Annotated in this window: 25 protein-coding genes and 1 tRNA gene; 19 read left to right on the top strand and 7 right to left on the bottom strand. The window is 59.7% G+C overall.

The features are described from left to right. The first annotated feature begins 134 nt into the window (after nt 1-134). The 7 genes from C4K27_RS19625 to C4K27_RS19595 all read left to right on the top strand — a co-directional run bounded on the left by C4K27_RS19625 (nt 135) and on the right by C4K27_RS19595 (nt 4653). Entirely contained in the window at nt 135-1706 is a 1572-nt protein-coding gene (locus C4K27_RS19625; protein ID WP_053262091.1) for a L,D-transpeptidase family protein, read from the top strand. A gap of 108 nt (nt 1707-1814) precedes the next feature. Further along, nucleotides 1815-2087 (top strand): hypothetical protein, encoded by a 273-nt coding sequence (locus C4K27_RS19620; protein ID WP_053261818.1) that lies wholly within the window; start codon nt 1815-1817, stop codon nt 2085-2087. A 159-nt stretch (nt 2088-2246) separates the two neighbouring features. Then, complete coding sequence (locus C4K27_RS19615) at nt 2247-2570, top strand: hypothetical protein (protein WP_169834595.1); 324 nt, start codon at nt 2247-2249, stop codon at nt 2568-2570. 160 nt (nt 2571-2730) lie between these two features. After that, a complete protein-coding gene (locus C4K27_RS19610; RefSeq protein WP_007929299.1) occupies nt 2731-2967 on the top strand; it encodes a hypothetical protein in 237 nt (78 codons plus the stop codon). Between the two features lie 86 nt (nt 2968-3053). Then, complete coding sequence (locus C4K27_RS19605) at nt 3054-3470, top strand: bleomycin resistance protein (RefSeq protein WP_053261817.1); 417 nt, start codon at nt 3054-3056, stop codon at nt 3468-3470. A 131-nt stretch (nt 3471-3601) separates the two neighbouring features. After that, nucleotides 3602-3793: a hypothetical protein gene (locus tag C4K27_RS19600; protein WP_007929308.1), complete on the top strand. Its 192-nt coding sequence runs from the start codon at nt 3602-3604 to the stop codon at nt 3791-3793. Nucleotides 3794-4113: 320 nt separating this feature from the next. Then, nucleotides 4114-4653, top strand: a complete 540-nt coding sequence (locus tag C4K27_RS19595) for a GNAT family N-acetyltransferase (RefSeq protein ID WP_238437487.1) — start codon at nt 4114-4116, stop codon at nt 4651-4653. A gap of 148 nt (nt 4654-4801) precedes the next feature. Here C4K27_RS19595 and C4K27_RS19590 read toward each other — a convergent pair whose 3' ends face one another. Next, the gene (locus tag C4K27_RS19590) at nt 4802-5431 is read right to left on the bottom strand and encodes a TetR/AcrR family transcriptional regulator (RefSeq protein ID WP_053261816.1); all 630 of its coding nucleotides are present in this window, start codon (nt 5429-5431) and stop codon (nt 4802-4804) included. 106 nt (nt 5432-5537) lie between these two features. Here C4K27_RS19590 and C4K27_RS19585 point away from each other — a divergent pair, with 106 nt between their 5' ends. The 6 genes from C4K27_RS19585 to C4K27_RS19560 all read left to right on the top strand — a co-directional run bounded on the left by C4K27_RS19585 (nt 5538) and on the right by C4K27_RS19560 (nt 11151). Then, a complete protein-coding gene (locus C4K27_RS19585; RefSeq protein WP_053262089.1) occupies nt 5538-6431 on the top strand; it encodes an NAD(P)/FAD-dependent oxidoreductase in 894 nt (297 codons plus the stop codon). 57 nt (nt 6432-6488) lie between these two features. Then, entirely contained in the window at nt 6489-6866 is a 378-nt protein-coding gene (locus C4K27_RS19580; RefSeq protein ID WP_053261815.1) for an antibiotic biosynthesis monooxygenase family protein, read from the top strand. Nucleotides 6867-7035: 169 nt separating this feature from the next. Beyond that, entirely contained in the window at nt 7036-7881 is an 846-nt protein-coding gene (locus C4K27_RS19575; protein WP_053261814.1) for an alpha/beta fold hydrolase, read from the top strand. 66 nt (nt 7882-7947) lie between these two features. Continuing rightward, nucleotides 7948-8820, top strand: coding sequence for a class I SAM-dependent methyltransferase (locus C4K27_RS19570; protein ID WP_053261813.1), 873 nt, complete (start codon nt 7948-7950; stop codon nt 8818-8820). A 272-nt stretch (nt 8821-9092) separates the two neighbouring features. Beyond that, nucleotides 9093-10154, top strand: a complete 1062-nt coding sequence (locus C4K27_RS19565; protein ID WP_053261812.1) for an NAD-dependent epimerase/dehydratase family protein — start codon at nt 9093-9095, stop codon at nt 10152-10154. 7 nt (nt 10155-10161) lie between these two features. Next, the gene (locus C4K27_RS19560) at nt 10162-11151 is read left to right on the top strand and encodes an AraC family transcriptional regulator (RefSeq protein WP_053261811.1); all 990 of its coding nucleotides are present in this window, start codon (nt 10162-10164) and stop codon (nt 11149-11151) included. A gap of 198 nt (nt 11152-11349) precedes the next feature. Here C4K27_RS19560 and C4K27_RS19555 read toward each other — a convergent pair whose 3' ends face one another. The 3 genes from C4K27_RS19555 to C4K27_RS19545 all read right to left on the bottom strand — a co-directional run bounded on the left by C4K27_RS19555 (nt 11350) and on the right by C4K27_RS19545 (nt 13547). Next, nucleotides 11350-12267: an AraC family transcriptional regulator gene (locus C4K27_RS19555; RefSeq protein ID WP_081002327.1), complete on the bottom strand. Its 918-nt coding sequence runs from the start codon at nt 12265-12267 to the stop codon at nt 11350-11352. Between the two features lie 81 nt (nt 12268-12348). Further along, nucleotides 12349-12606, bottom strand: a complete 258-nt coding sequence (locus C4K27_RS19550; protein WP_053261809.1) for an Atu4866 domain-containing protein — start codon at nt 12604-12606, stop codon at nt 12349-12351. Nucleotides 12607-12782: 176 nt separating this feature from the next. Beyond that, nucleotides 12783-13547 carry an SDR family NAD(P)-dependent oxidoreductase gene (locus C4K27_RS19545; protein ID WP_053261808.1) on the bottom strand — a complete coding sequence of 255 codons (765 nt, stop codon included), beginning with the start codon at nt 13545-13547 and terminating at the stop codon, nt 12783-12785. 287 nt (nt 13548-13834) lie between these two features. Between C4K27_RS19545 and C4K27_RS19540 the strand changes: the two genes are divergently transcribed. Together C4K27_RS19540 and C4K27_RS19535 are read left to right on the top strand one after the other, a co-directional pair. After that, nucleotides 13835-14779, top strand: a complete 945-nt coding sequence (locus tag C4K27_RS19540; RefSeq protein WP_053261807.1) for a helix-turn-helix domain-containing protein — start codon at nt 13835-13837, stop codon at nt 14777-14779. 181 nt (nt 14780-14960) lie between these two features. After that, complete coding sequence (locus C4K27_RS19535) at nt 14961-15695, top strand: SDR family oxidoreductase (RefSeq protein ID WP_053261806.1); 735 nt, start codon at nt 14961-14963, stop codon at nt 15693-15695. Nucleotides 15696-15992: 297 nt separating this feature from the next. Here the strand turns inward: C4K27_RS19535 and C4K27_RS19530 are convergent. Beyond that, nucleotides 15993-16080: transfer RNA gene (locus C4K27_RS19530), tRNA-Ser, on the bottom strand. A 123-nt stretch (nt 16081-16203) separates the two neighbouring features. On the opposite strand from C4K27_RS19530, the gene C4K27_RS19525 reads away from it, so the two are divergent. Next, nucleotides 16204-16875 carry a Bax inhibitor-1/YccA family protein gene (locus C4K27_RS19525; RefSeq protein ID WP_007929309.1) on the top strand — a complete coding sequence of 224 codons (672 nt, stop codon included), beginning with the start codon at nt 16204-16206 and terminating at the stop codon, nt 16873-16875. Nucleotides 16876-16946: 71 nt separating this feature from the next. Here C4K27_RS19525 and C4K27_RS19520 read toward each other — a convergent pair whose 3' ends face one another. Both C4K27_RS19520 and C4K27_RS19515 read right to left on the bottom strand, forming a co-directional pair. Then, a complete protein-coding gene (locus tag C4K27_RS19520) occupies nt 16947-17276 on the bottom strand; it encodes a YceK/YidQ family lipoprotein (protein ID WP_053261805.1) in 330 nt (109 codons plus the stop codon). Nucleotides 17277-17358: 82 nt separating this feature from the next. Next, nucleotides 17359-17796 carry an Lrp/AsnC family transcriptional regulator gene (locus C4K27_RS19515; RefSeq protein ID WP_009044531.1) on the bottom strand — a complete coding sequence of 146 codons (438 nt, stop codon included), beginning with the start codon at nt 17794-17796 and terminating at the stop codon, nt 17359-17361. A 132-nt stretch (nt 17797-17928) separates the two neighbouring features. On the opposite strand from C4K27_RS19515, the gene C4K27_RS19510 reads away from it, so the two are divergent. The 3 genes from C4K27_RS19510 to C4K27_RS19500 all read left to right on the top strand — a co-directional run bounded on the left by C4K27_RS19510 (nt 17929) and on the right by C4K27_RS19500 (nt 22525). Then, nucleotides 17929-18825, top strand: coding sequence for a DMT family transporter (locus tag C4K27_RS19510; RefSeq protein WP_053262088.1), 897 nt, complete (start codon nt 17929-17931; stop codon nt 18823-18825). A gap of 333 nt (nt 18826-19158) precedes the next feature. Next, complete coding sequence (locus tag C4K27_RS19505) at nt 19159-21432, top strand: FdhF/YdeP family oxidoreductase (protein WP_053261804.1); 2274 nt, start codon at nt 19159-19161, stop codon at nt 21430-21432. Nucleotides 21433-21571: 139 nt separating this feature from the next. Then, nucleotides 21572-22525 carry a Dyp-type peroxidase gene (locus C4K27_RS19500; RefSeq protein WP_053261803.1) on the top strand — a complete coding sequence of 318 codons (954 nt, stop codon included), beginning with the start codon at nt 21572-21574 and terminating at the stop codon, nt 22523-22525. Nucleotides 22526-22614 lie beyond the last annotated feature (89 nt).

Here is a 22614-nt window from a genome sequence, read left to right as displayed (position 1 = left end):
TGTCCCCACAGTCACTTTGGCTCCTGACGTCCTGTCGCTCTCCTGGCAGTTCTGGTTACAGGTGGTTGGATGATTTTTCGCAGCCACTGCCGAGGTTGACCATCACAATGATGGCCATGATTGGAGTAAAGCAGTTGTTCAAAAAACACGCATGTTACTTGAGCCTTTTCCTGCTCGCTGCGCCGTTGGTCGCGACTGCTCAGGATGTACCGGTCGATCATGAGAACCCTGTGCAACAGGTATTCACTCGATTGTCCGCCGCCTGTCCGGGGTTGGCGGTGCACCTGGACATTCCCGCCCAGAGCCTGTTACAGGCTTTTTACCAACAGCAGGGTGACCAGCCGGTCTGGTCGTCCAGCGCACGTTTGGAGGCGTTGCAGGCACAGTTGCAGCAACTGGCCGACGATGGCCTGGACCCGGCCGACTACCGGTCACCGGCCAGTGCGCTCGCGGGCGACGCGCTGTGCGCTGACCTGAGCTTCAGCCAGCATTACCTGCAAGCCCTGCATGACCTGCATTACGGCCGTCTGTCGCAGGCCCGTTTCGAGCCGATGTGGCACGCCCATCCCTCACAGCTGGATCGCCAGGCGCAGGTGCTTGCCATCGCCGGGCCCGGCCTGCAGGACATCCCGGCGGCCTTCGCGCTGGCGCGGCCGAGCCTCGAGCAATATCAGAACCTGCGCCAGCTGTATGCCCAGCAGCGCCAGCTGGCGTTGCCCCATTGGCAGCCCCTTCCCAACGGGCCGCTATTGCGTCCGCAGATGCAGGACGCGCGAGTGCCGGAACTGGCGCAACGGCTGTTCAAGGAGGGGTACCTGGGCACCCTCGCCAACGAAGGCGACACCCTTTACAGCAGCGACCTGGTGAGTGCGGTGAAAAGCTTCCAGCTCAGCCATTCGCTGCAAGCCGATGGGGTGATCGGCGCGGGGACCTTGAATGAACTGAACATCAGCCCGCAGATGCGCCGCGAACAGCTGCGCATCAACCTCGAACGCTTTCGCTGGCTGGCGCAGGACATGGAGCCCGACAGCCTGCTGGTCAACCTGGCCGCGGCGCAGTTGATCGTCTATCAGGGCGGCGTGCCGGTCTGGCAGACCCGGACCCAGGTGGGGCGTGCCGAGCGCCAGACGCCACTGTTGAAATCCCAGGTCACGCGCCTGACCCTGAACCCGACCTGGACGGTGCCGCCGACCATTTTCCGCGAAGACAAGCTGCCGGAAATTCGCCGCGACCAGTCCTTCCTCAATCGGCAGAACCTGCAGGTGCTCGACAGCGAAGGGCATCCCCTGGCGGTGGAGGATATCGACTGGGACAACCCCGGCAATATTCTCCTGCGCCAGGAAGCCGGACCGAGAAACCCGCTGGGGCAGATGGCGATCCGCTTCCCCAACCCGTTCTCGGTGTACCTGCACGACACGCCCAGCCAGGCGCTGTTCAACAAGGGGCCAAGGGCCTTCAGTTCGGGCTGCGTGCGGGTCGAGCATGCGTTGCAGCTGCGCGATCTGCTGGTGAGCCCGGCGGAACGGGTGCGCACAGACGAATTGCTGAGCACCGGGCTCACTCATGAGTTCAGGCTATCGACGCCGGTACCGATCCTGCTCACGTACTGGACGGCGCAAGCCGACAGCCATGGCCAGCTGTCCTATGCCCCGGACATCTACGGACGGGACGCGGCCTTGCTGGTGGCGCTGGACAGCAAGCTTTGAGGGCTTGGCCACTGGCATGGCACGCTGTGCCTTTGGTCAGGAACCGCTGAACATCTGTCGGCGCGTGACGATCTGAATAAGTAAGAGGGCCATGAAGGAGAATCGGAAATGGTTCAGCGTCGCCGTCATCACATTTCGCAGTTGTCCCTTCGTATCGAAGGCCTGCGGGCCAATGTCCTGCAATTCAAGCAGGATGAGTTCCAGATCCAGCAAGCCCTGTGCGGCGCTTCGGCGACAGCGAAGGTGCGCGATCTGGAGGATGCCTTCGATGAGATCCGGGAATCGATCAATCACACCGAGGCCTTGCTGGAAGCCCTGGTCCAGGTCGCAGGTGGAGCCGGGGAAGAGGGTGCAGGAGCTAGCCAGGCCGCTGGACGTTAAGGAAGGCCCGGCGCTGGGGCCGCCTACGGGCACCGTTAAACGATTGATGAAAACCCGGCCGCTGCGCCGGGTTTTTTATGGCGACACGAATGGCTATCATCGCTCGGTAATTTTTCAGCGTAGGGCGCCATGGCCTTTTTCGAGTTATTCGACCAATTCATGAGAAGCATGCTGGCGGCCTGGCTCTTTGTCGGTATCTGCCAGTTGGCCCGGTTCGTCTTCTCGCAGACTCCGTCCAGGTTGTCCGGATGGATCACCCTCGCCGGGCTGGCCTTCTTGATGGTCTACCCCTGCGGTTGGGACTGGGCTTCCGGCTTCATGGAGAACGCCTGGGTGGCGATGTGCAGGGTCTACCAGCATTCGGCTTCGCAACTGGCGCTGTTTCTGGCGGATGCGGCGGGCGCGGGGTTGGGCGGGCTGGTGGCTTACCTGATGTCTCGTTATGTCATGGCCGCCCCGGCACCACTGAAACCTGCCGGCTGAAGCGCTGACAGATAGAGGATTGGCCTCGCCACTGTGCGGGGCTTTTTATTGCCTTCGCAAAATCGGACCTGTCGTCTCTAACCCTTGATGGGGGGCCATAGACTGGCGTGAATCAATGGGCTGTGCCTTACTCGAACTTCATTTACTGAGGGATGCGGCCATGACTGAGCGTCATTTGAATCACAGTGAAACGCTTTCGAATGGATGCAAGATCAAGGTGCGATCAGAGATCCTCAGAGATGGCTCGCTCAAGATGTTCATCGGCATCTACAAGCCGGATGGTAGCGTTATCGTCGAAGACAATGACCTGGCCCCGGATGGCCTGGACATGGAAGATGCGTTTGAGTGGGGGATCGACCGGGCCAAGAAGATTGGCAGCGGGCAGAAGGTTCAATGACCAGTAATGCCGAGTGCTAAATAAGCCGGCAATGACAGAGATCCAGGGTAGATTGGCCGGCCAAGGAACTGAATGGATACAAGAACATGTTCAAGTTGAACGCCCTGGTGCCGGAACTGATCGTTTCGGACTTGCAGCAGAGTCTGTATTTCTACTGTGATGTGTTGGGTTTCAGGGTTGAGTACGACCGGCCCGAGGACCAGTTTGCCTTTCTCTCCTTTGGCAACAGCCAGATCATGCTGGAGCAGGACTGGCATGACGATTCGCCCTGGCGTGTGGGGCCCCTGGAGCCTCCCTATGGCCGAGGCATGAACCTTTCCATCGAGTGTCCGGATGCGTCGGCCCTGGTTTCCGCGCTTGAGGCCGCCGGTTGCCCGATCAGGAGACCTGTCGAAGAGCATTGGTACCGCAGCCATGATCGACAGTTCGGGCAGAGGAATTTCCTGGTCCTGGATCCCGATGGCTATCTGCTTCGTTTTGCGCAGGATATTGGCGTGAAATAGCTGCCAGGCGGCGCCGGAAACCTGTGCAGTCCAATTGGCTCCACACCGTTTGCCGGCTATCCGCTAGCGCGGGGGCTGTTGGCGATTGAGGCGTAAAATGACGGTGCTACCTCGTCAAAAGGAGCCCCTATATGATCGCCGACCAAGTAAGCAAACAGGCGTCGGAGCAAAGAGTCTGGGATCAATACTTCTGCGCTGCGTTGATTGCCGAAAGCAATCTGACGGCACCGGTCGTAGGAGAGGCCACTCATGAAGACAGGCAGAACCTGTTGATCGAAAGAGCCAAAACTCTCGCCGACAAGATGATGGCATGTAGAAAATAATCGAAGCCCAGCCAGAGTGCTGGGCTTTTTGCATCCTCCTCCTTGCACATGACCAAGGTTTGCAGACCGTTATACCCGTAACGATGACGGTGCTATGTAGTACGCACTGCCTTACTTGCATGTGATGGGGGTCTTTGCCGTGTTCACGTTGTTTGCCTGTGTCGTGGCGCTGATAGTCGCCAATACAGCGGGCGCTATGGATGATCAGTGGTCACGCACTGGCAGCAAGTGGAGCATTGTGCTGCGAGTGCCATATAGCGTGCTGTAGATGCTCTGGGTCTTCGGCGTACCCAATGTAACCAGCGTCAATTAGCCAGTTCATGGTTGCATTTGTGCTTTCCATCAGAACTATCGCTGAGCGTAATGGCATCTGGGGCATTGAAGCTGAAGTAAACTCCGGCGAATTTGACCGGAGGGACGCGATCATGAATTGGCAAATCAGACAGGCCGTCTTGAGCGATATCGAATGGTTGGTGCGTGTGGATCCTATCGCGGCAAAAGACCACGGCCGCCGAGCACAAATAGAAAGGGTAGTAGGCACGGGTGAATGCTGGGTTGCTTGTGAGACGAGCGACCCCAGTGTCCCGATCGGTTACGGCTGTTTGGACAAAAGTTTTTTCGGGGAGTGGTTCATCCCGCTTGTAGTCGTCTCAAACACCCATAGACGTTCTGGTGTAGGTCGGCAAATCGTTGCTCACTTAGAGCATTGTTCCACTGCCAGAAAGATCTTCACTTCGACCAACATGTCCAATGCACCTATGCGGCAATTGTTGGTACAGCTTGGATATCAATACAGCGGGACTGTGGAGAATCTTGACCCTGGTGATCCAGAGCTGATTTTTGTGAAGTTTTTGAATTAACTCCGCACAACAACGGCGGCAAGGTCTTCACCATCCATGTTGCGCTGTAGACGCTGGTTAGCTGTCACCGATGACGGGCAGCTATCGGCCAAAAGCTGCAATTTGTAATGGCTAGCTATCCAGCAACATTAGGCGTTCAAATCATCCACTAAAGACCGTGCGCGGCGATGAACATGGCGACGGCCGACCGGCAATAGGATTCGATTTCGTTATCGTCCTCGGCTCTCGCCTCATCGAAGCGCGCGATAATCAGAAGATCGGACCCTTTGAAAAGCGCGGCAAATAAGCGGGCGGACCGTAGAGGATCAGGCACGTTCAGAACCGCCTTCGCGTGCAACTGACGCAACAGGGCCTCGATTTGGGCGATGACATAGGCGGGGCCGGCTTCGTATTGGCGCTTGCTTAACGACTTTTGATTGGTCTTGTCGGCCATGATCATGGCTTCGACACTGCGCACGTCCGGGCTCAACAGCGTGCGAAGCAGGGTTGATCCCACCGCCATGAGCTGGTCTTCGGCCGAACCGTCGACGCCTTCAAAAAGGGCCTGAGGTGCAAACTGCTGGCAGTGGGCCGCGATGGCCGCGCTGAACAGCGCCTCCTTGTTCTCGAAGTGCCGATAGATGCTTAGCTTGGATATCTTCGCCCGCTGGGCGACCTTGTCCATGGTCGTCGCTTGAAAACCCAATTCCACAAAAAGTTCGCCCGCGGCGTCGACTATCGTTTGGCCAAGCGCCTCGTTGGCGGGCCGGCCGCGCCGGCCCTGGTTGTTTTCGGTCATAAAAATTCCAGTACTTGACAGTATTCTAATTCTTGAATTAGGGTACTCTGAAGTATCTTAAGTGTGCAAGCCGATTCCCTTCATCCACAGCCCGGAGCCCATCACCATGAATGACGTCATCATCATCGGCGGCAGTTTTGCCGGTCTTGCCGCAGCCTTGCAGCTCGGCCGTGCCCGCCGCAAGGTCACCGTTCTCGATACCGGCCTGCCGCGCAATCGCTTCGCCGACCACTCGCATGGCCTGCTCGGCCACGACCACAAGCCACCGCTGGAGATCCTGGCCGAGGCGCGGCAGCAGCTGGCTCGCTATCCCACGGTCAGGCTGGTCACTGCCCGGGCCGAGAGCATCTCCGGCGTCATCGACGATTTCTCCGTCCTCACTGGCGATGGCGAAAGCCTCAAGGCGCGCCGCCTGATCCTGAGCTATGGCGTCGCCGACCAGATGCCTGAAGTTCCCGGCTTTGCCGAAGGCTGGGGCTCCTCCATCGTGCCTTGCCCCTATTGCGACGGCTTTGAAGTTGCCGGCCGGCATTGGGGCCTCGTCTGGTCTGGCCCGCCGTCGCACAACTACGTCAGGCTGTACCACGACTGGACCGACACATTGACGGTCTTCGCCAATGGTCACGACATTCCACCCGACATCCGGGCCGATCTGGCGCGCCGCGGCATCCCTATCGTCGATGGCCGGATCACCGAAATCGACCATGACGAGAGCCATAACGCCACCGTCAGGCTCGACGCCGGCCCCTCTGTCGCGGTCGACATCCTGTTTGCGCATCCGCGCAACAAGCCGTCTGCACGCCTGCATGAATCGCTGGGTCTCGCCACGGTCGATACGCCCCTGGGCATCGCCCTCAAGGTCGACGAGCGCCGCGAAACCAGCATACCTGGCATCTACGCCGCCGGCGACCTGGCAAACCCCCTCATGGCATCGGTCACCACGGCATCATGGCAAGGCGCGATGGCGGGTATCTTCGCCCAGCAGTCGATGCTGGTTTGAGATCAAGCAGCATCGATCACGCCAGTTTCAAATTTCACAATAGACGGGAGTGCCACCATGGAAGTCCTAAAGAAGTTCAAGCCGCTAGACGAAAAATTCCCGCTTGAGCGCCAACTCGGCATCTCGGCCGCGCCAATCGTACTTATCAACATGTTCACGGTCGGTTCCGCCGACGAAGCGGGCTTCCTGGACGCCTTCAAGGCGGCTGGCGAAACCCTGAAGAAGCAGCCGGGCTTCATCTCCACCCAACTGCACCGAGCGATCGGTGATAGCCCGATCTTCCTGAACTATGTGGTGTGGGAGTCCACCGAGACGCTGCGCGATGCCTTCGCCCGTCCCGAATTTGTCGCGAAGGTTTCGGCCTATCCGTCATCCGTCGTAGCCACCCCGCACCTTTTCCAGAAGGTCGCCGTCTCTGGCTTTTGCACGGCCTGACTCCGGAAATATGGCAAGACAAGATGGCGGGTATCTTCGCCCCGCAGTCGATGCCGGCTTGAGAGCACAGATTGGAGATGAGCATGGAGGCGCACATGTCCAAGACCAGAAACACCGAAGCCAGCATCAGCATTTCTCGCCCGACCACTTTTGAAAAAGGCTGACACACATGGAGTTCGAACATGTCACTTTCGACCTGCCACACGGCACCTTTCATGCGCTGAAGGGGGGGGATCCTGATGGTCAACCGACGGTCGTCTTGCACGGCTTCCCGGATCATCCGCCGACCGCGAAGCCCTTCCTTGCCGAGCTCGGCCGCCGTGGCCGCCACGTCGTCGCACCCTGGCTTCGCGGTTACGCGCCGTCCCCGACCGCGGGGCCGTTTGACTTCGCAGCCCTCACCAGCGACGTGCTCACGCTGATCGATCGCTGGTCTCCGGGGCGTCCCGTGGAGTTGATTGGCCACGACTGGGGCGCCCTGATCACCTATGATGCCTGCGTCACCGCGCCGGAGCGGATCGAACGCGCGGTCGCGCTCGCAATCCCTCACCCACTCACGTTCATGAGCCGGCTGACGCACCCCGCTCAACTGCGCCGGAGCTCGTACATGGGGCTCTTTCAACTGCCTGGAAGCGGCTGGATCGCCACCGCCCGCGATCTCGCCTTCATCGACCGCCTCTGGCGTCAGTGGTCGCCCGGCTTCTCGCTCGATCCCGCTCTCAAGGCGGAGCTACACGAGCATCTGCGCAAGAGTATGCCCGCGCCCCTAAAGTATTACCGGGCGATGCTGCGCCCCGGCATGATTGGTGCGACGCGCCGCATGTCTCAGCCGATCACGGTGCCCCTGTTGCAGCTTCACGGTGCCAACGACGGCTGCATCCTCCCCGCGCAGGTCGACGACCGACATCGGTTCGCCGCCCCGCATGCGATGGAGGTCGTCCCCGGCGTCGGTCACTTCCTGCACATCGAGGCCCCTGAGGCGATCGCGGAACGGATCGTGGCATGGGCCAGGTAGCGTCCTTTCCCCCTTGCCTCGATCAAAGGGTAGCTGGTTAAGAACGAATCAAAACGAGGAGATGTCATGACAGAGCAAAATACCTATCAGGTCGCCGACTGGAATGGCCAAAGCGGAGAGTACTGGGCCGCCAATCAAGCCCGGCTCGACGCCATGTTTGCGGTGTTCGGTCAGGCCGCGATAGAAGCCGCCGCGCCCGAGACGGGTGAGCGCGTGCTGGACATCGGCTGCGGCGCGGGCGCGTCGAGTCTGGCTCTGGCCGCCCGTGTCGGCTCGGGCGGCCAAGTGCTGGGTGTGGACATATCTGAACCGCTGATCGGCCGAGCGTGCGCGCTGGCGCCACAGGATACGCCGGCCCAGTTCCGGGTAGCCGACGCCAGCAGCGCTGAGCTGCCCGAGGGCGCGTTCGACATCCTGTTCTCGCGTTTCGGAGTGATGTTCTTCGACGATCCGACAGGGGCGTTCAGCCATATGCGACGCGCGCTCCGGCCGGGCGGGCGGGTCGCTTTCGTCTGCTGGCGCGGCGTGGCCGAGAACGATTGGGTGCGCCTGCCGATGGGCGCGATCAAGGGCATCGTCCCACTGATCGCACCGCCCGATCCCGAAGCGCCCGGCCCATTCTCGTTCGGCGACCGGGGACGCGTGACACGTATCCTGACAGCGGCCGGCTTCACTGATATCGCTATCGCGCCCTTCGATGCATCCATCCCGTTCGGCGAGGGCAGGACACGGGAGGCTGCGATCGACGACGCGGTGAAAATGGCGTTCGAGGGCGGCCCGCTGTCACTTATGCTCGCTAATCAGTCCGACGACATCCGCGCCCACGCCTCGGCCGCGGTTCGCGCCGCCTTCGCGGGCCTCCCCGGCGAGCGGTCGGTGATGATCGACGGCGCGGCGTGGATCGTCATGGCACGCAATCCGGCAGCTAGCAGCTGTTAACAGGGATGACGCCCCTCGCTTGGTGGAGTGGGGCAACTTTGGCTAATCAGATTGATGTCCCTTTTGGCTTGGTGATCCGTCCCTGGCAAAAGCGAGCACTCGCTAATGGCCCAAATCGGCCAAAAGCGGACTCAGAGGTTCGTCTACTTGTAGTGCCCAAAACCCTTCTCGCGTGCATATGGCGCATTATGCGAGTCGCTTGGCACCATCCGCTAGTGATGCAGGCCGGCAGGGCAGGCAATCTACTGGTAAATCTGAGCCAGGAGCCTGATATGCACATCGACAAAACCCAACCTGTAATGGTCACTGGCGCCACAGGCTATGTGGCCGGTTGGCTGGTCAGCCGCCTGCTGCAAGAAGGTTTGACGGTGCATGCTGCCGTCCGTGACCCGGATGATGCATCGAAACTGCACCACCTGACTGCGCTGGCTGAAAGCATGTCGGGCACTATCCATTTCTTCGCGGCAGACCTGCTGACACCGGGCTCTTACCTGGAGGCGATGCAAGGCTGCGAAGTCGTGTTCCATACCGCCTCGCCCTTCACCCTGGATATACAGGACCCGGTCAAAGAGCTGATAGAGCCGGCTCAACTTGGCACGCGCAATGTTCTGGAGTCTGCCAATGCGACGCCTTCGGTAAAGCGTGTTGTGGTGACTAGCAGCTGCGCCGCCATCTATGGCGACAATGCCGACCTGGCCAAGATCCCAGAAGGGCAGTTCACCGAAGAAGTCTGGAACACCAGCTCTTCGGTCGAGCATCAGGCCTATTCCTATTCGAAGCTACTGGCGGAAAAGGAGGCCTGGTCCATTGCAGAGAAACAGGATCACTGGCGCCTGGTAACTATCAACCCTTCGCTGGTTATCGGCCCAGGAGTCAACCCCAACGGTACCTCCGAAAGCTTCAACATCATTCGTCAGATGGGCGACGGCACCCTGAAGATGGGCGTGCCTGACATTGGCTTCGGTGTCGTCGATGTCAGGGATCTTGCGGAGGCTCACTTCCGTGGCGGTTTTGTCGCAGAGGCCAAAGGGCGCTTCATCGTATCAGGTCACAACACCAGCTTCCTGAAAATGGCTGAGACGCTGCTGGAACGCTATGGTGCGCGCTACCCAATCCCTCGTCGCAAGCTGCCCAAGTGGCTGGTCTGGACGGTCGGGCCACTTCTGAATAAGGGAGTCACGCGCAAAATGATCAGCCTGAATGTTGACCTGCCATGGCGAGCGGACAATCGCCGCAGCCGTGAGATATTGGGTGTGAGCTATCGTCCGATGCAGGACTCCATGAATGATTTCTTCGCGCAGCTGATAGAAAGCGGCCGCATAAAGGTACGTTGATCACCTTATGGAGCGATTCTCCGTCTCGTCAGGCTGGAAGGTACTGCTCGCGGACCTGGGCGTCCCGGTCGGCGAGTTTTTGGCTATGGCGCAACTGCCTAAAGACCTGCTTGAGCGACGCGACGCCAGCCTGGCGAGCTCGGATTACTTTCGGCTCTGGGAAACGCTGACAACACTGGTCGGTGATGCGCAGTTGCCGCTGCGCATACTGCGTAATCTTTCAGCAGAAATGTTCGACCCAGCGACATTCGCGGCATTTTGCAGCCCCAACCTGATTGTCGCAGCCCAGCGTATTCAGCAATTCAAACCACTGATCGGTCCAATGCATCTGGACATCGAGGTACACACGGAGGGGCTGCGCCTGGGCATCCACTTCGGCGCGACCAGTGAGCAGCCCCCCACCGCGTTGATCGCTGCGGAACTGGGTTATTTCGTCCAGATTGCACGCATGGCGACGCGACAAATTATCGTGCCGCTGCGTGTCATTTCCCCCATGGCGCTGGAGCCGAAACTGGCATACGAAGAGTTCTTTGGTCGTACCCTGGAGTTAGGTGACAGCATAGGTCTGGAGTTTTCCCGCGCCGACTCCGAGCGTCCGTTTATCACAGAAAACCAAGCCATGTGGGCGCTATTCGAACCGAAGGTGCAGGAGCGGCTGGCGGAGCTAACCAGAGACTCATCCATAGCCAGCCAAGTGCGTAGTGTTCTGCTTGAACTGGTGCCAAGTGGGATTACAGGTGCTGATGAGGTCGCACGCAAACTTGCAGTCAGCCGGCGCACCTTGCAACGACGACTAGCCCAGGAGAAAACAAGCTTTTCGGAAGTCCTGCACGGACTACGTGAAGAGTTGGCCCGCCATTACATCCGCAACTCAGATCTGCCTTACACGCAGATTTCATTCCTGCTGGGTTACGACGACCCCAACTCCTTCTTTCGTGCCTTTCACGGCTGGACCGGGACAACACCAGAACGCTTGCGCCATGAGAACAAGAATTGATCCATGAGCAATTAGCTAATTCGACTCTGTAAGACTGCGCTGTCCGCTTTTGGTTGTGGATTCAACCGGTTGAATCCACAGACAAAAACTGCCAGTAATGAAAGTGGGCTATTTGGGGATTTGGGTTCCAAGGCAACAGATACTCCGCCCTGAGGAAACGAATAGAACCGCATCAGCCGTATGCAGCCCATTAAACTTTCACGCAGGGCGGCGAACTCGGTTGGTATCTCTAGATGGCGGACACCCGAACTGGCGACTGTACTCTCGGCTGAATTGCGATGGGCTTTCGTAGCCCACTCGATAGCAGGCACTCGCCACATCCAGTCCTTCGCCGAGTAACAGACGGCGTGCTTCCTGTAGACGGAGTTGTTTCTGATACTGCAGCGGACTCATGGCCGTCACTGCCTTGAAACGATGATGCAACGTAGAACTGCCCAAATTGGCTACTCGTGCAAGTTCTTCGATGCGTAAGGGTTGGGCGTAGTGGTTGTTCAACCAATCGATTGCCCGCGTTACCCGTCGCGTTTGCGAATCCCCGAGAGCAAGCTCATACAGACGACGTCCATGTACGCCTCTCAGGAGGCGGTAATACAGCTCCCGCAGGGCGAGCGGGGCCAGCATGCCGATATCTTTCGGTGTTTCCAGCAGCCGTACCAGCCGAAGCATTGTTTCCAGCAGGGGTACATCGACTTTCTCAAGGAAAAGGCCAAGCTCCGGCTCGCCCGGGACGCCCGTTGGGGGGGCATCGGCGATGACCTGAGCGATTTCCGTGGCCTCGAAATCAAAACGGATACACAGGTAGGGCGCATCCGGGCTGGCCATCAGGACGCGCCCGGAAACGGGAAGTGTCACCGATACCACCAGGTAACTGAGCGGGTCGTACAGATAACGGTCGTCACCCAGACCGATCTCTTTTTGTCCTTGCACGATCAGGCAAAGTGCCGGTTTGTGGACGGTATGGATAAGCTGCGAAGGCGCGTCAAAACGAATGACATGTAGGGGCGCTATCGCGGTCTCATATATCCCGGGTGTGGTAAACCGTTGCGTCAGCAAGCGAACCAGTTCGTCACGGTAGATGGCTGTGTTCTGAAGGATGAAAGCATTGCTCTGTTCCATTTCAAGGCTCTCACAAGTGTTCATGAGCGTCTGCCTGGGGCTTTCCAGGCAGACGATATTCACCCGATATCTTTAAACTGCTCATTGCCGATAAAGAATCATGCCGGCGTGATACAGCACATCGTCATGAAAGTGCCCATCGGCGGTGAAGCCGCTATCGTCCCAGTACTGGATGTAGTCCCCCACCATTTTGTAGCGGCCTTGATAGGCGCTCTTGTTTTTACCACGGGCCTCGTCGTAACGCCCAGTCGCGAGAAGCTCGTGACGGATGAATCCATCGGCGGTGACCCACATGCCTGCATAACGAAGATCAGGAGTGGCTTGTTTGGCATTTTTCATTGTTCAGTCCTCATTGACGTTGTCATCTGAGTGGCCTGCCGTGGCCTGTGTCTGCATCCGTTGCGTACTTTCAGATTACGTAGCCGAGCGGAGCGGTGTTAGGACGAAACTGCCGCAGATTTGCCTGATCCTCTTGGGCTTGCCGAGCATGTCCGGCGGCTCCTTCCAGCAGTGGCTCACCCGGCCGTGACGGTCATGCCGCCGTCTGCCATAACCACCGAACCGACCATGAAGCTGGCACGATCCGAGGAGATGAACGCGACCAGTTCGGCGATTTCTTCCGGTTGTGCGGCGCGGCCGATCGGTGCGGCTTCGCCATGTTGGGCGAGAAATGCTGGGCCATCGTTGACCACATTGTTGAGGATGTTGGTCACCACATCCCCCACGCCCACGGCATTGACGCGGATGCCGTGGCCAATGACCTCAAGCGCCAGGGTGCGCGTCAGTTGGGCAAGCGCGCCTTTAGAGGCGGTATAGGCGGCAATGGTGGGGAAGGCGAAGTAGGAGGCGTAGGACGCGATGTTGACGATCGAGCCGGATTTGTTGGGCATCATCGCTTTGACCGCTTCGCGACTATGCAGGAATGCCGCCGTAGCATTGACCGCCTGAATGCGTTCCCAGTCTTCGCGGGTCATGTCGATGACCAGCTTGTTGATGATGATGCCGGCGTTATTGACCAGAATGTCCAGCCGGCCGAATTGCTCGACGGCCAAAGCGACCGCGCGCTCGGCGACGCCGTCCTGAGTGATGTCAGCCACCAGTGGTACCAGGCCAGGGCGGGCCAGCGCTTCCACCTCAGGGTTTATATCTTCGGCGATCACCTTGGCGCCGCGGGCATGCAGCAGCAGTGCGATGGCCTTGCCGATGCCACTGGCTGCGCCAGTGACCAGAGCGACTTTACCTGCCACTTCGTTTGGCGTGCTGTTCTTGATATCGGTCATGATGTTCTCCAGCGTTGTGATCGAGTAGGGGATAAGCCGTGTCGGCGCCCGCAAGGCGCTTGTCATCGGCGACGGGCCTACTGTCTCGCAGCGAGGCGAAGTCAGCTTTCGTGAGATTGCCCACGATGTCGGGGTTTTGCGCCGAATATCAGTGAGGACGGTTCGGTGCTCGGTTCAGCCAGCGGGCAAAGCCCGATATCATCGATCCGGTCTCCAGCGTGCGGAGTTCGGGCAGCGTCTGGAGACCTGTCTGGCTTTGCACAGCCGAATATGAAAAGGACGTGTTCATGGCAAACACCGGGCGAACGTCCCTGGAACAACGGTCGACATCCAGCCAGGACTTGCGCATCACAGGGCAGTCCATGCGTGAATACCTGCCAGGCGAGCCGCAGGATTTACCGCCGCGCCAGGAAATCAAGGACATTGTGATTCAGCTGTTTACCCATCGCAGCGTCATTGAACCCATTCTCGTACCTGCGGTGGTGGAGCCGCTGCTCGTGTTGGTTCTGGCGGGGGCGGCGAGGGTGGAGGAGCGCATACTGGGCGGGGAGTGGACTGCGGCAGAGGTCAGCGCCGGCGATTTTTTCCTCACAAGTTCCGATGAGCCGTATGAAATGCGCTGGCAGACTCATGGGGGCGATACCTTCGAAGTCATGCACCTTTATCTGGGGCTGCCGCTGATTGAGCTAGCGTCGCGAGAGCTGTGGGGTGAGCACGCCGGGCCTGTGCGTTTGCGCGATATTTCAGGGGCACGTGACGGGTGCGTCGCGTTTGTCATGGAGCAGTTGCGCACTGAACTGGTTCTGGAACGCTCGCCCAGCGCTCTTTTCGCCCGTTCTCTGGCACAGGCGCTGGCCGTACATCTGGTGCGCAGCTATCGCGCCGAGGCCTGGCCCGGACGTCGGGTCAACGCCTTGCAAGCCTACAAGCTGCGCAAAGTCACTGACGCCATGAGTGCGGATCTGGGCGCTGAATTCAGCCTGGCAAAACTGGCCAGGCTGGCCGAACTGAGCGAGTACCACTTCAGCCGCCTGTTCAAGCGTGCGACGGGACTGTCGCCTTCGCAGTACTTCATTCGCTTGCGCATGGTTCGTGCGCGGCACTTGTTGCTGGAAACCCGGCTTAGCGTCATCGACGTCGGGCTGGAGGTCGGCTATTCAAGTCCCAGTCACTTCTCCCAGGTGTTTCGTCGTGAGGTGGGTGTAACGCCCAGCGAGTTCCGTGGCGGTTGAGTGCCGTTGTGTCACACGTTTTGCGGGCGATGCACACAGACACGAATAGGCAAAAGCTGCGCAGGTTTTGGCACACGTCGAGCAGGCCTGTGCCCTTAATCTTTTCGACGTACCCCGCAGCAACGCCCGCGTCTTCAGCGGTCGGTGCTGAACTTCAATGCTTACAGCAGGAGCTACGGATATGTCGAACATTCAAAACAAAGTCGTCCTGATTACCGGTGCAAGCAGTGGTATTGGCGAAGCGGCGGCCAGGCTGATCGCCGCCAAAGGTGCCCATGTGGTACTCGGTGCCCGCCGTACCGAGCGTCTGGACAAACTTGTCAGCGAGATCCAGGCCGAAGGAGGCTCGGCAAGTGCCTGCGCTCTGGACGTTACGGATCTGGAGTCCATGCAGGCGTTCGTCGCGTTCGCCAAGGTGCAACACGGCAAGGTCGATGTGATCATCAACAACGCAGGCGTGATGCCCCTGTCACCCTTGACCTCGTTGAAGGTCAATGAGTGGAACCAGATGCTCGATGTCAATGTACGCGGCGTGCTGCACGGTATTGCCGCCGTCTTGCCGGACATGGAGGCACAAGGGTTCGGCCAGATCATCAATATTTCCTCAATCGGCGGCCTCGCGGTTTCTCCGACAGCCGCGGTGTACTGTGCGACCAAATTTGCGGTCAGGGCTATCTCCGATGGTCTGCGGCAGGAAACGGACAAGATCCGGGTCACGGTAGTGTGCCCGGGCGTCGTCGAGTCCGAACTGGCCGATACGATTTCCGATGAGGTGGCACGCGAGGAAATGAAAGCCTTCCGGCGTGTCGCGCTCAACGCAGACGCCATTGCGCGGGCGCTCGCCTATGCCATCGAACAGCCCGACGATGTGGATGTGAGTGAGATTGTGGTTCGTCCGACTGCTAGTCCACACTGAGCAGTCGGGGAGGAAGGCATGCTTTGGTTCGGAGGCAGTCGTTCATGAACAACCGCTCTGTTCGATTGCTGCACGTCACGAATGGCAACTAATGGCTGTGGATTCAACCGGTCGACGAAACACCTGAAGACATGTTGGTCGCGAGTAATTTGATTTGAGTAGAACGCGCTTGTCAGAAGGGAAGGGTTGCGGAAATGGCTGAAAAGATGTGGAAACGATCCAGAAAGGGCGGGGCAAAAATCGCAGACCCCAGAAACGAAAAAGCCCCGAATAATCGGGGCTTTAGCGTGACGAATATGGCGGAGGCGATGGGATTCGAACTCATGGACCTGTTACAGTCGACGGTTTTCAAGACCGTTGCCTTAAACCACTCGGCCACACCTCCGTTTTTGTTGCGGGCGCCATAATACCTGAATGAAACACACTGTCAAACTCTGTACATAGCTTGTTGCAGAGCGTCTGTTATGATCTTTGCCACTGAACGTTTCAAACCAACAGGAGTGTCGCCATGCGCGAACAGGATTACGCAGTTAATAACAGCGTGCAGGCCGAGCAGCTAGAAGTTAGCCGCGTCCTGCGCAACACCTACGGCCTACTCGCTCTCACTCTCGCCTTCAGCGGCGTGATGGCTTACGTGGCCCAGCAGATGCGGGTCGGTTACCCGAACATTTTCGTGGTGCTGATCGGTTTCTACGGTCTGTTCTTCCTCACCAACAAACTCCGTGATTCGGCCTGGGGCCTGGTGTCGGCGTTTGCCCTGACCGGTTTCATGGGCTTCCTGCTCGGCCCGATCCTCAACCGTTACCTGGGCATGCAGGGCGGCGCTGAAGTGGTCAGCTCGGCCTTTGCGATGACCGCGCTGGTATTCGGTGGCCTGTCGGCCTACGTGCTGATCTCCCGCAAGGACATGAGCTTCCTCGGTGGTTTCATCACCGCCGGTTTCTTCGTCCTGCTGGGCGCGACGCTGGCCAGCCTGTTCTTCCAGATCAGCGGTCTGCAACTGGCGATCAGCGCGGGCTTCGTGCTGTTCTCCTCGGTGTGCATCCTGTACCAGACCAGCGCCATCATTCATGGCGGCGAGCGTAACTACATCATGGCGACCATCAGCCTGTATGTATCGATCTACAACCTGTTCGTCAGCCTGTTGCAGCTGTTCGGCATCATGGGCCGCGACGACTGATCGTCAGCCTTGAAACAGAAAAGCCCGCTTCGGCGGGCTTTTTGTTGTCTGCGATCTGAACGTCCGGGGCACTATTCGGCAATGATCAGGCTGCCATCGGTTTGTTGCTGATAGATGGTGTAGGGCAGCAGCAAGGTGTCGAGCACACCTGAAACGGCCATGTCGAGCAGCATGGCCTGGTTCGAGGCCGGGCCGGTATGAGTTGTGCCGTTCTCTGGCTCAGGGGCGTGCAGGCTGCAGAAATCGTAAGTCACGCCACTGTAGATACGCGGGACGCCACCGCAGTACGATTTTCGCTCCTTGAGTTTCTCGCTGGCCACCGCATCCTCCCTGAAGACGGTATCGATGGTTCCACAACCTGGGAGCATCAATGCCGCCAGCAACAGAAAAGAGGTTTTCACAGTGCGAATCCTTCGTCGATGAGGTCCTGAGTCTAGCCAGTTTTTGGGTGCCGGGGGCAAACGCCGTGTGTGAGCCCAGGCATTACGCCATCGGCGGTAACCGCCGTTTCACCGGGCTTTTCTTGACGATCGCGGTGTTGGTTTCCGCGCAGCTGTTGAGATGGTCGAGCAGACTGTCCAGTTGCTCCATGTCGCGTACATGCAGGCGGGCGATAAAGCAGTCCTCGCCTGTGACCTTGTCGCATTCGGTGAACTCGGGGATGGCCAGGATCTGTCGTTCGACTTCCTGGAGTTTCCCCGGCAGCGGCCGGATGCGCACGATGGCCTGCAATTGATAGCCGAAGAACTTCGGGTCGACTTCGACGGTATAGGCCTTGAGCACGCCGCGCTCTTCCAGGCGTCGCAAGCGTTCGGCGACGCTGGGCGAGGACAGTCCGCTGATCTGCGCCAGGGCCTTGAGCGAACGGCGTGAATCTTCCATCAGGGCGCTGATCAGCGCCTGGTCAATTTCGTCGATCATGCCAACCTCATTAGGTAAAACCTAAGAAATACCTTGATAAAAAAGGTGTAAGCCGATTTTAGCCTACCGTTGAGTCTTGAGCGGGGCAGGAGCCGATTGTCATACTTTTGGCTCTTGTTGAGGAGAATGATCATGGACAAATTGTTACGCCGCGGCTCACTAGAAATGACCGCCGCCATGTTGATTTCCGGCACCATCGGCTGGTTCGTGCTGGTGTCCGGGCAGCCAGTGCTGGACGTGGTGTTCTGGCGCTGCGTGTTCGGCGCGGCGACCCTGCTGCTGATCTGTGCCGGCTTCGGCTTTCTGCGCCCCGGCATCCTGACGCGCACCACCTTTCTCCTTGCCGTGCTCAGCGGTGTCGCCATCGTCGGCAACTGGGTGCTGCTGTTCGCCTCCTATTCCCGGGCCTCGATCGCCATCGGCACCGCGGTCTACAACGTCCAGCCGTTCATGCTGGTGGGGCTGGCGGCGCTGTTCCTCGGCGAGAAAATTACCGCGCAGAAATTGTTCTGGCTGAGCATTTCCTTCGCCGGGATGCTGGCGATCGTCAGCGCCCATGGCGAGCAGGGCGCGGCGGGCAATGACTATCTGCTGGGAATCGCCCTGGCGCTGGGGGCGGCCCTGCTGTATGCCTTCGCCGCGCTCTTGATCAAGCACCTGACCGGCACGCCGCCGCACCTGATCGCGTTGATCCAGGTCTGCACCGGGGTGTTGCTGCTGGCGCCCTGGGCCAACTTCTCCGCGCTGCCCACGGCACCGGAGGCCTGGGCCAGCCTGCTGACCCTGGGCATCGTCCACACCGGGGTGATGTACGTGCTGCTGTACGGCGCGATCCAGAAACTGCCGACCGCACTGACCGGCGCACTGTCGTTCATCTACCCGATCGCGGCGATCTTCGTCGACTGGTTCGCCTTCGGCCATCGCCTGGAGCTGCTGCAATGGATCGGCGTGATCGCCATCCTGCTGGCGGCCGCTGGCATGCAGCAGGGCTGGAGCCTGGGCTTGCGCCGTCGGGTGGCGGCGCAGTGAGCGTTGGGTTCCGGTGAGTGACTGGTCGCCGAATTAATACGAATGATAAGTAACTACCCGATTTACCAGCTATTTATTGCCTTGACAGGCGGGGACGCACCACTAAGGTTTTAACTCAGGTTGAAAGATTCAAGCGCAACCCTTCGTCGTTGATTCAAAGGTTTCAAGTCCTCAAACCCGGTTCTGGGTTGCGTGTCTTTTTTGCTGTTCAGGTGTGACATCTACCGCCCCCCGATTCGGGTCGGTAGGTCGTTACCGAATGCCGCCATGGCGGCGGATCCCAGGCAACCAATGCTTCTTGTCTACAGGGCAGGGGGCGTATGGGGAGCGATCATGACGACTCGACGCAAGGTACCCGGTGTTCGTAACTACGACGGCCCCGCTGGCGGCTGGGGGGCGCTCAAGGCCACCGCGACAGCGGTTCGAGAGCAGATGGATACGCTGAAGGCGCCCATCACCCTGATGCGCACCAACCAGCCTGATGGCTTCGACTGCCCAGGCTGCGCCTGGCCTGACAAGGAGCACAAATCCACCTTCCAGTTCTGTGAAAACGGCGCCAAGGCGGTGACCTGGGAGGCGACCAACAAGCGGGTCACCCCGGACTTCTTCGCCAATCATCCGGTCGCCTCGTTATTGCACCGCAGCGATTACGAGCTGGAGGACCTGGGACGTATCACCCATCCCCTGGTATATGACCGTGCCAGCGACACCTACCAGCCGGTCGAATGGGAGGCGGCGTTCGCGCGAATAGGCGAGATACTCCGGGGGCTGCAACCGGAGCAGGTCGAGTTCTATACCTCTGGCAGGGCCTCCAATGAAGCGGCCTATCTGTACCAGCTGTTCATCCGGGAATACGGCAGCAACAACTTTCCCGATTGTTCCAACATGTGCCACGAACCGACCAGCGTCGGGCTGCCGCGATCCATCGGTATCGGCAAAGGCACGGTGTCGCTGGACGACTTCGATACCTGCGAACTGATCATCTCCATCGGCCACAACCCCGGCACCAACCACCCACGCATGATGGGCACGCTGCACGAGGCCTCGCGGCGCAAGGTGCCGATCATGGTCTTCAACCCCCTGCGCGAACGCGCGCTCGAGCGCTTTGCCGATCCGCAGAACATGGTTGAAATGGCGACTTACGGCTCCACCCGGATCGCCTCGTCCTACTTCCAGGTAAAAGCCGGAGGCGACGCGGCGGCGATCAAGGGGATCATGAAGGCGCTGCTGGAACTGGAGCGGACGGTGGGCGAAGTCCTCGACCATGACTTCATCGCCCAGCACACCCAGGGTTTCGACGAGCTGGTCGCCGATCTGCACGCCACGGCCTGGCCCGATATAGAACAGGCCAGCGGCCTGCAGCAGGCCGAGCTGGAAAAGGTCGCCGCCGCTTACGCAAAATCCAACGCCACCATCGTCACCTACGGCATGGGCATCACCCAGCACAACGAAGGCACGGCCAATGTCCGGCTGATCTGTGACCTGCTGATGTTGCGCGGTAACTTTGGCAAGCCTGGCGCGGGTATTTGCCCGTTGCGCGGCCATTCCAATGTCCAGGGCAACCGGACCGTGGGCATTACCGAGAAACCGTCGAAGGCATTTCTCGACAGGCTGGAGAAAGTATTCGGCTTCAAGCCGCCAGCGGCCCACGGCCACGATTCGGTAAAAGCCATGCAGGCCATGATCGCGGGCACGGCCAAGGCGCTGATTTGCCTGGGAGGCAATTTCGCCGTCGCCTTGCCCGATCCGGGCCAGTGTTTTCCGGCCATGGGCAAGCTCGACCTGAGCGTGCATATCGGCACCAAGCTCAATCGCTCCCATCTGCTGGTCGCCAAGGAGTCCTATCTGTTTCCCTGCCTGGGTCGCACCGAATTGGACGTACAGGACGGGATGCGCCAGTCGATCACCGTCGAGGATTCGATGTCGATGGTCCACGCATCGGCCGGCAAGCTGACCCCGGCATCCGAGTTCCTGCGCTCGGAACCGGCGATAGTGGCCGGCATTGCCCGGGCCACGCTGCCAGGCAGCAAGGTGCCCTGGCAGGAACTGGTCGCCGACTACGACAAGATCCGCGACCTGATCGAGAAAACGGTGCCCGGCTTCGAGGCGTTCAACCAGCGCATCCGCGTGCCGGGCGGGTTCCGCATGCCGCTGCCGCCCACCGAGCGCATATGGCTCACGCCCTCGGGCAAGGCCGAATTCTTTGTCTTTCCCGGGCTGCATGAAGACAAGGTGGTCGATGGCGCGGACGTCCTGCGCCTGATCACCATTCGCAGCCATGACCAGTACAACACCACCATCTATGCCATGGACGATCGTTATCGCGGGGTCTTCGGCCGGCGCGACGTGCTGTTCATCAATCAGGCGGACCTGGATACCCGTGGCCTGGCCCATGGCGACCTGGTGGATATCGAGACGGTCACCCAGGGGCGCAAGCTGCGCTACGAGAAAATCACCGCGATCGAATACAAGATTTCCCCGGGCTCGGTCGCGGCCTATTACCCCGAAGCCAACCAGCTGGTGCCGCTGGATTACATCGACGTGGATAGCGGGACGCCGTCCTACAAATCGGTTCCGGTACGGATTGTGCGTTCGACGCTGAACTGACCCTGGCGATCCAGGGAAGGGGGCGCATGGGGCGCCCCTTTTTTCATCGGTGGGCTTTCATGAGCGCGAGGCTCGCTGCCGGACTGCAGCGCCGCGATTATTTGCTACTCTGCGGTCTTTCCCGTTCCGCCGAGTGCTCATGCCCATGTCCAACGATATTCCTGAACCGCAATCCGTCTGTAACCCGATTACCAGCAGCGCGATCTTTATCGTCGCCACCCTGGCCCCCGGCCGTGACGCCGCCGCCAAGGTGCGGGGCTGGTGCGAGGATGTGGCGGGCCTCACCCGTTCGGTCGGCAAGCGGGTGCCCGCGGGTAACCTGTCGTGCGTCTGCGGTTTTGCTTCGGCGGCCTGGGACCGGCTGTTTGGCGGGCCGCGCCCAGCCTCGCTGCACGCCTTTCGCGAGTTCGGCCCGCAAGAGCGCCGGGCCGTGGCAACCCCCGGCGACATCCTGCTGCACATTCGCGCGGACCAGATGGACCTGTGCTTCGAACTGGCGACGCAACTGATCGGGGCATTGGGCGATGCGATCTCGGTGGTCGATGAGGTACAGGGTTTCCGCTACTTCGACATGCGCAGCATCATCGGTTTTGTCGATGGCACGGAAAACCCGGTCGGGCGCAAGGCAGTCGAGTTCACCCTGGTCGGCGATGAAGACCCGGCGTTCAGCGGCGGCAGTTATGTGCTGGTGCAGAAGTACCTGCACAACATGAACGCCTGGAACGAGCTGTCGGTCGAGGCGCAGGAACGTATCATCGGGCGCAAGAAGCTGTCCGATATCGAACTCGACGATGCCGTCAAGCCGACCTCTTCCCACAGTGCCTTGACCACCATCACCAAGGACGGCGAGGAGGTGAAGATCCTGCGCGACAACATGCCGTTCGGCCGGCCGGGGGCGGGGGAGTTCGGCACCTATTTCATCGGTTACGCGCGCTCGCCGGAGCCTATCGAGCAGATGCTGGAAAACATGTTTGTCGGCCGGCCGGCGGGCAACTATGACCGCTTGCTGGATTTCAGCACGGCGGTGACCGGCGGCCTGTTCTTCGTGCCTTCCGCCGATCTGCTGGAAGCGTTGGCCGAACGCCAGCCCTGATCCGAATGCAAAGAGCCCGCGAGGTGAGGGCCTCGCGGGCTCGTTGCATCTGGCGGATGCTATTCAATGGTTGCCGGGACCGCGCACCG

Source organism: Pseudomonas chlororaphis subsp. chlororaphis (assembly GCF_003945765.1).
GTDB classification, from domain to species: domain Bacteria; phylum Pseudomonadota; class Gammaproteobacteria; order Pseudomonadales; family Pseudomonadaceae; genus Aquipseudomonas; species Aquipseudomonas chlororaphis.
The sequence above is the reverse complement of the archived record's forward strand: the minus strand, read 5'-3'. Positions and strand labels throughout refer to the sequence as shown.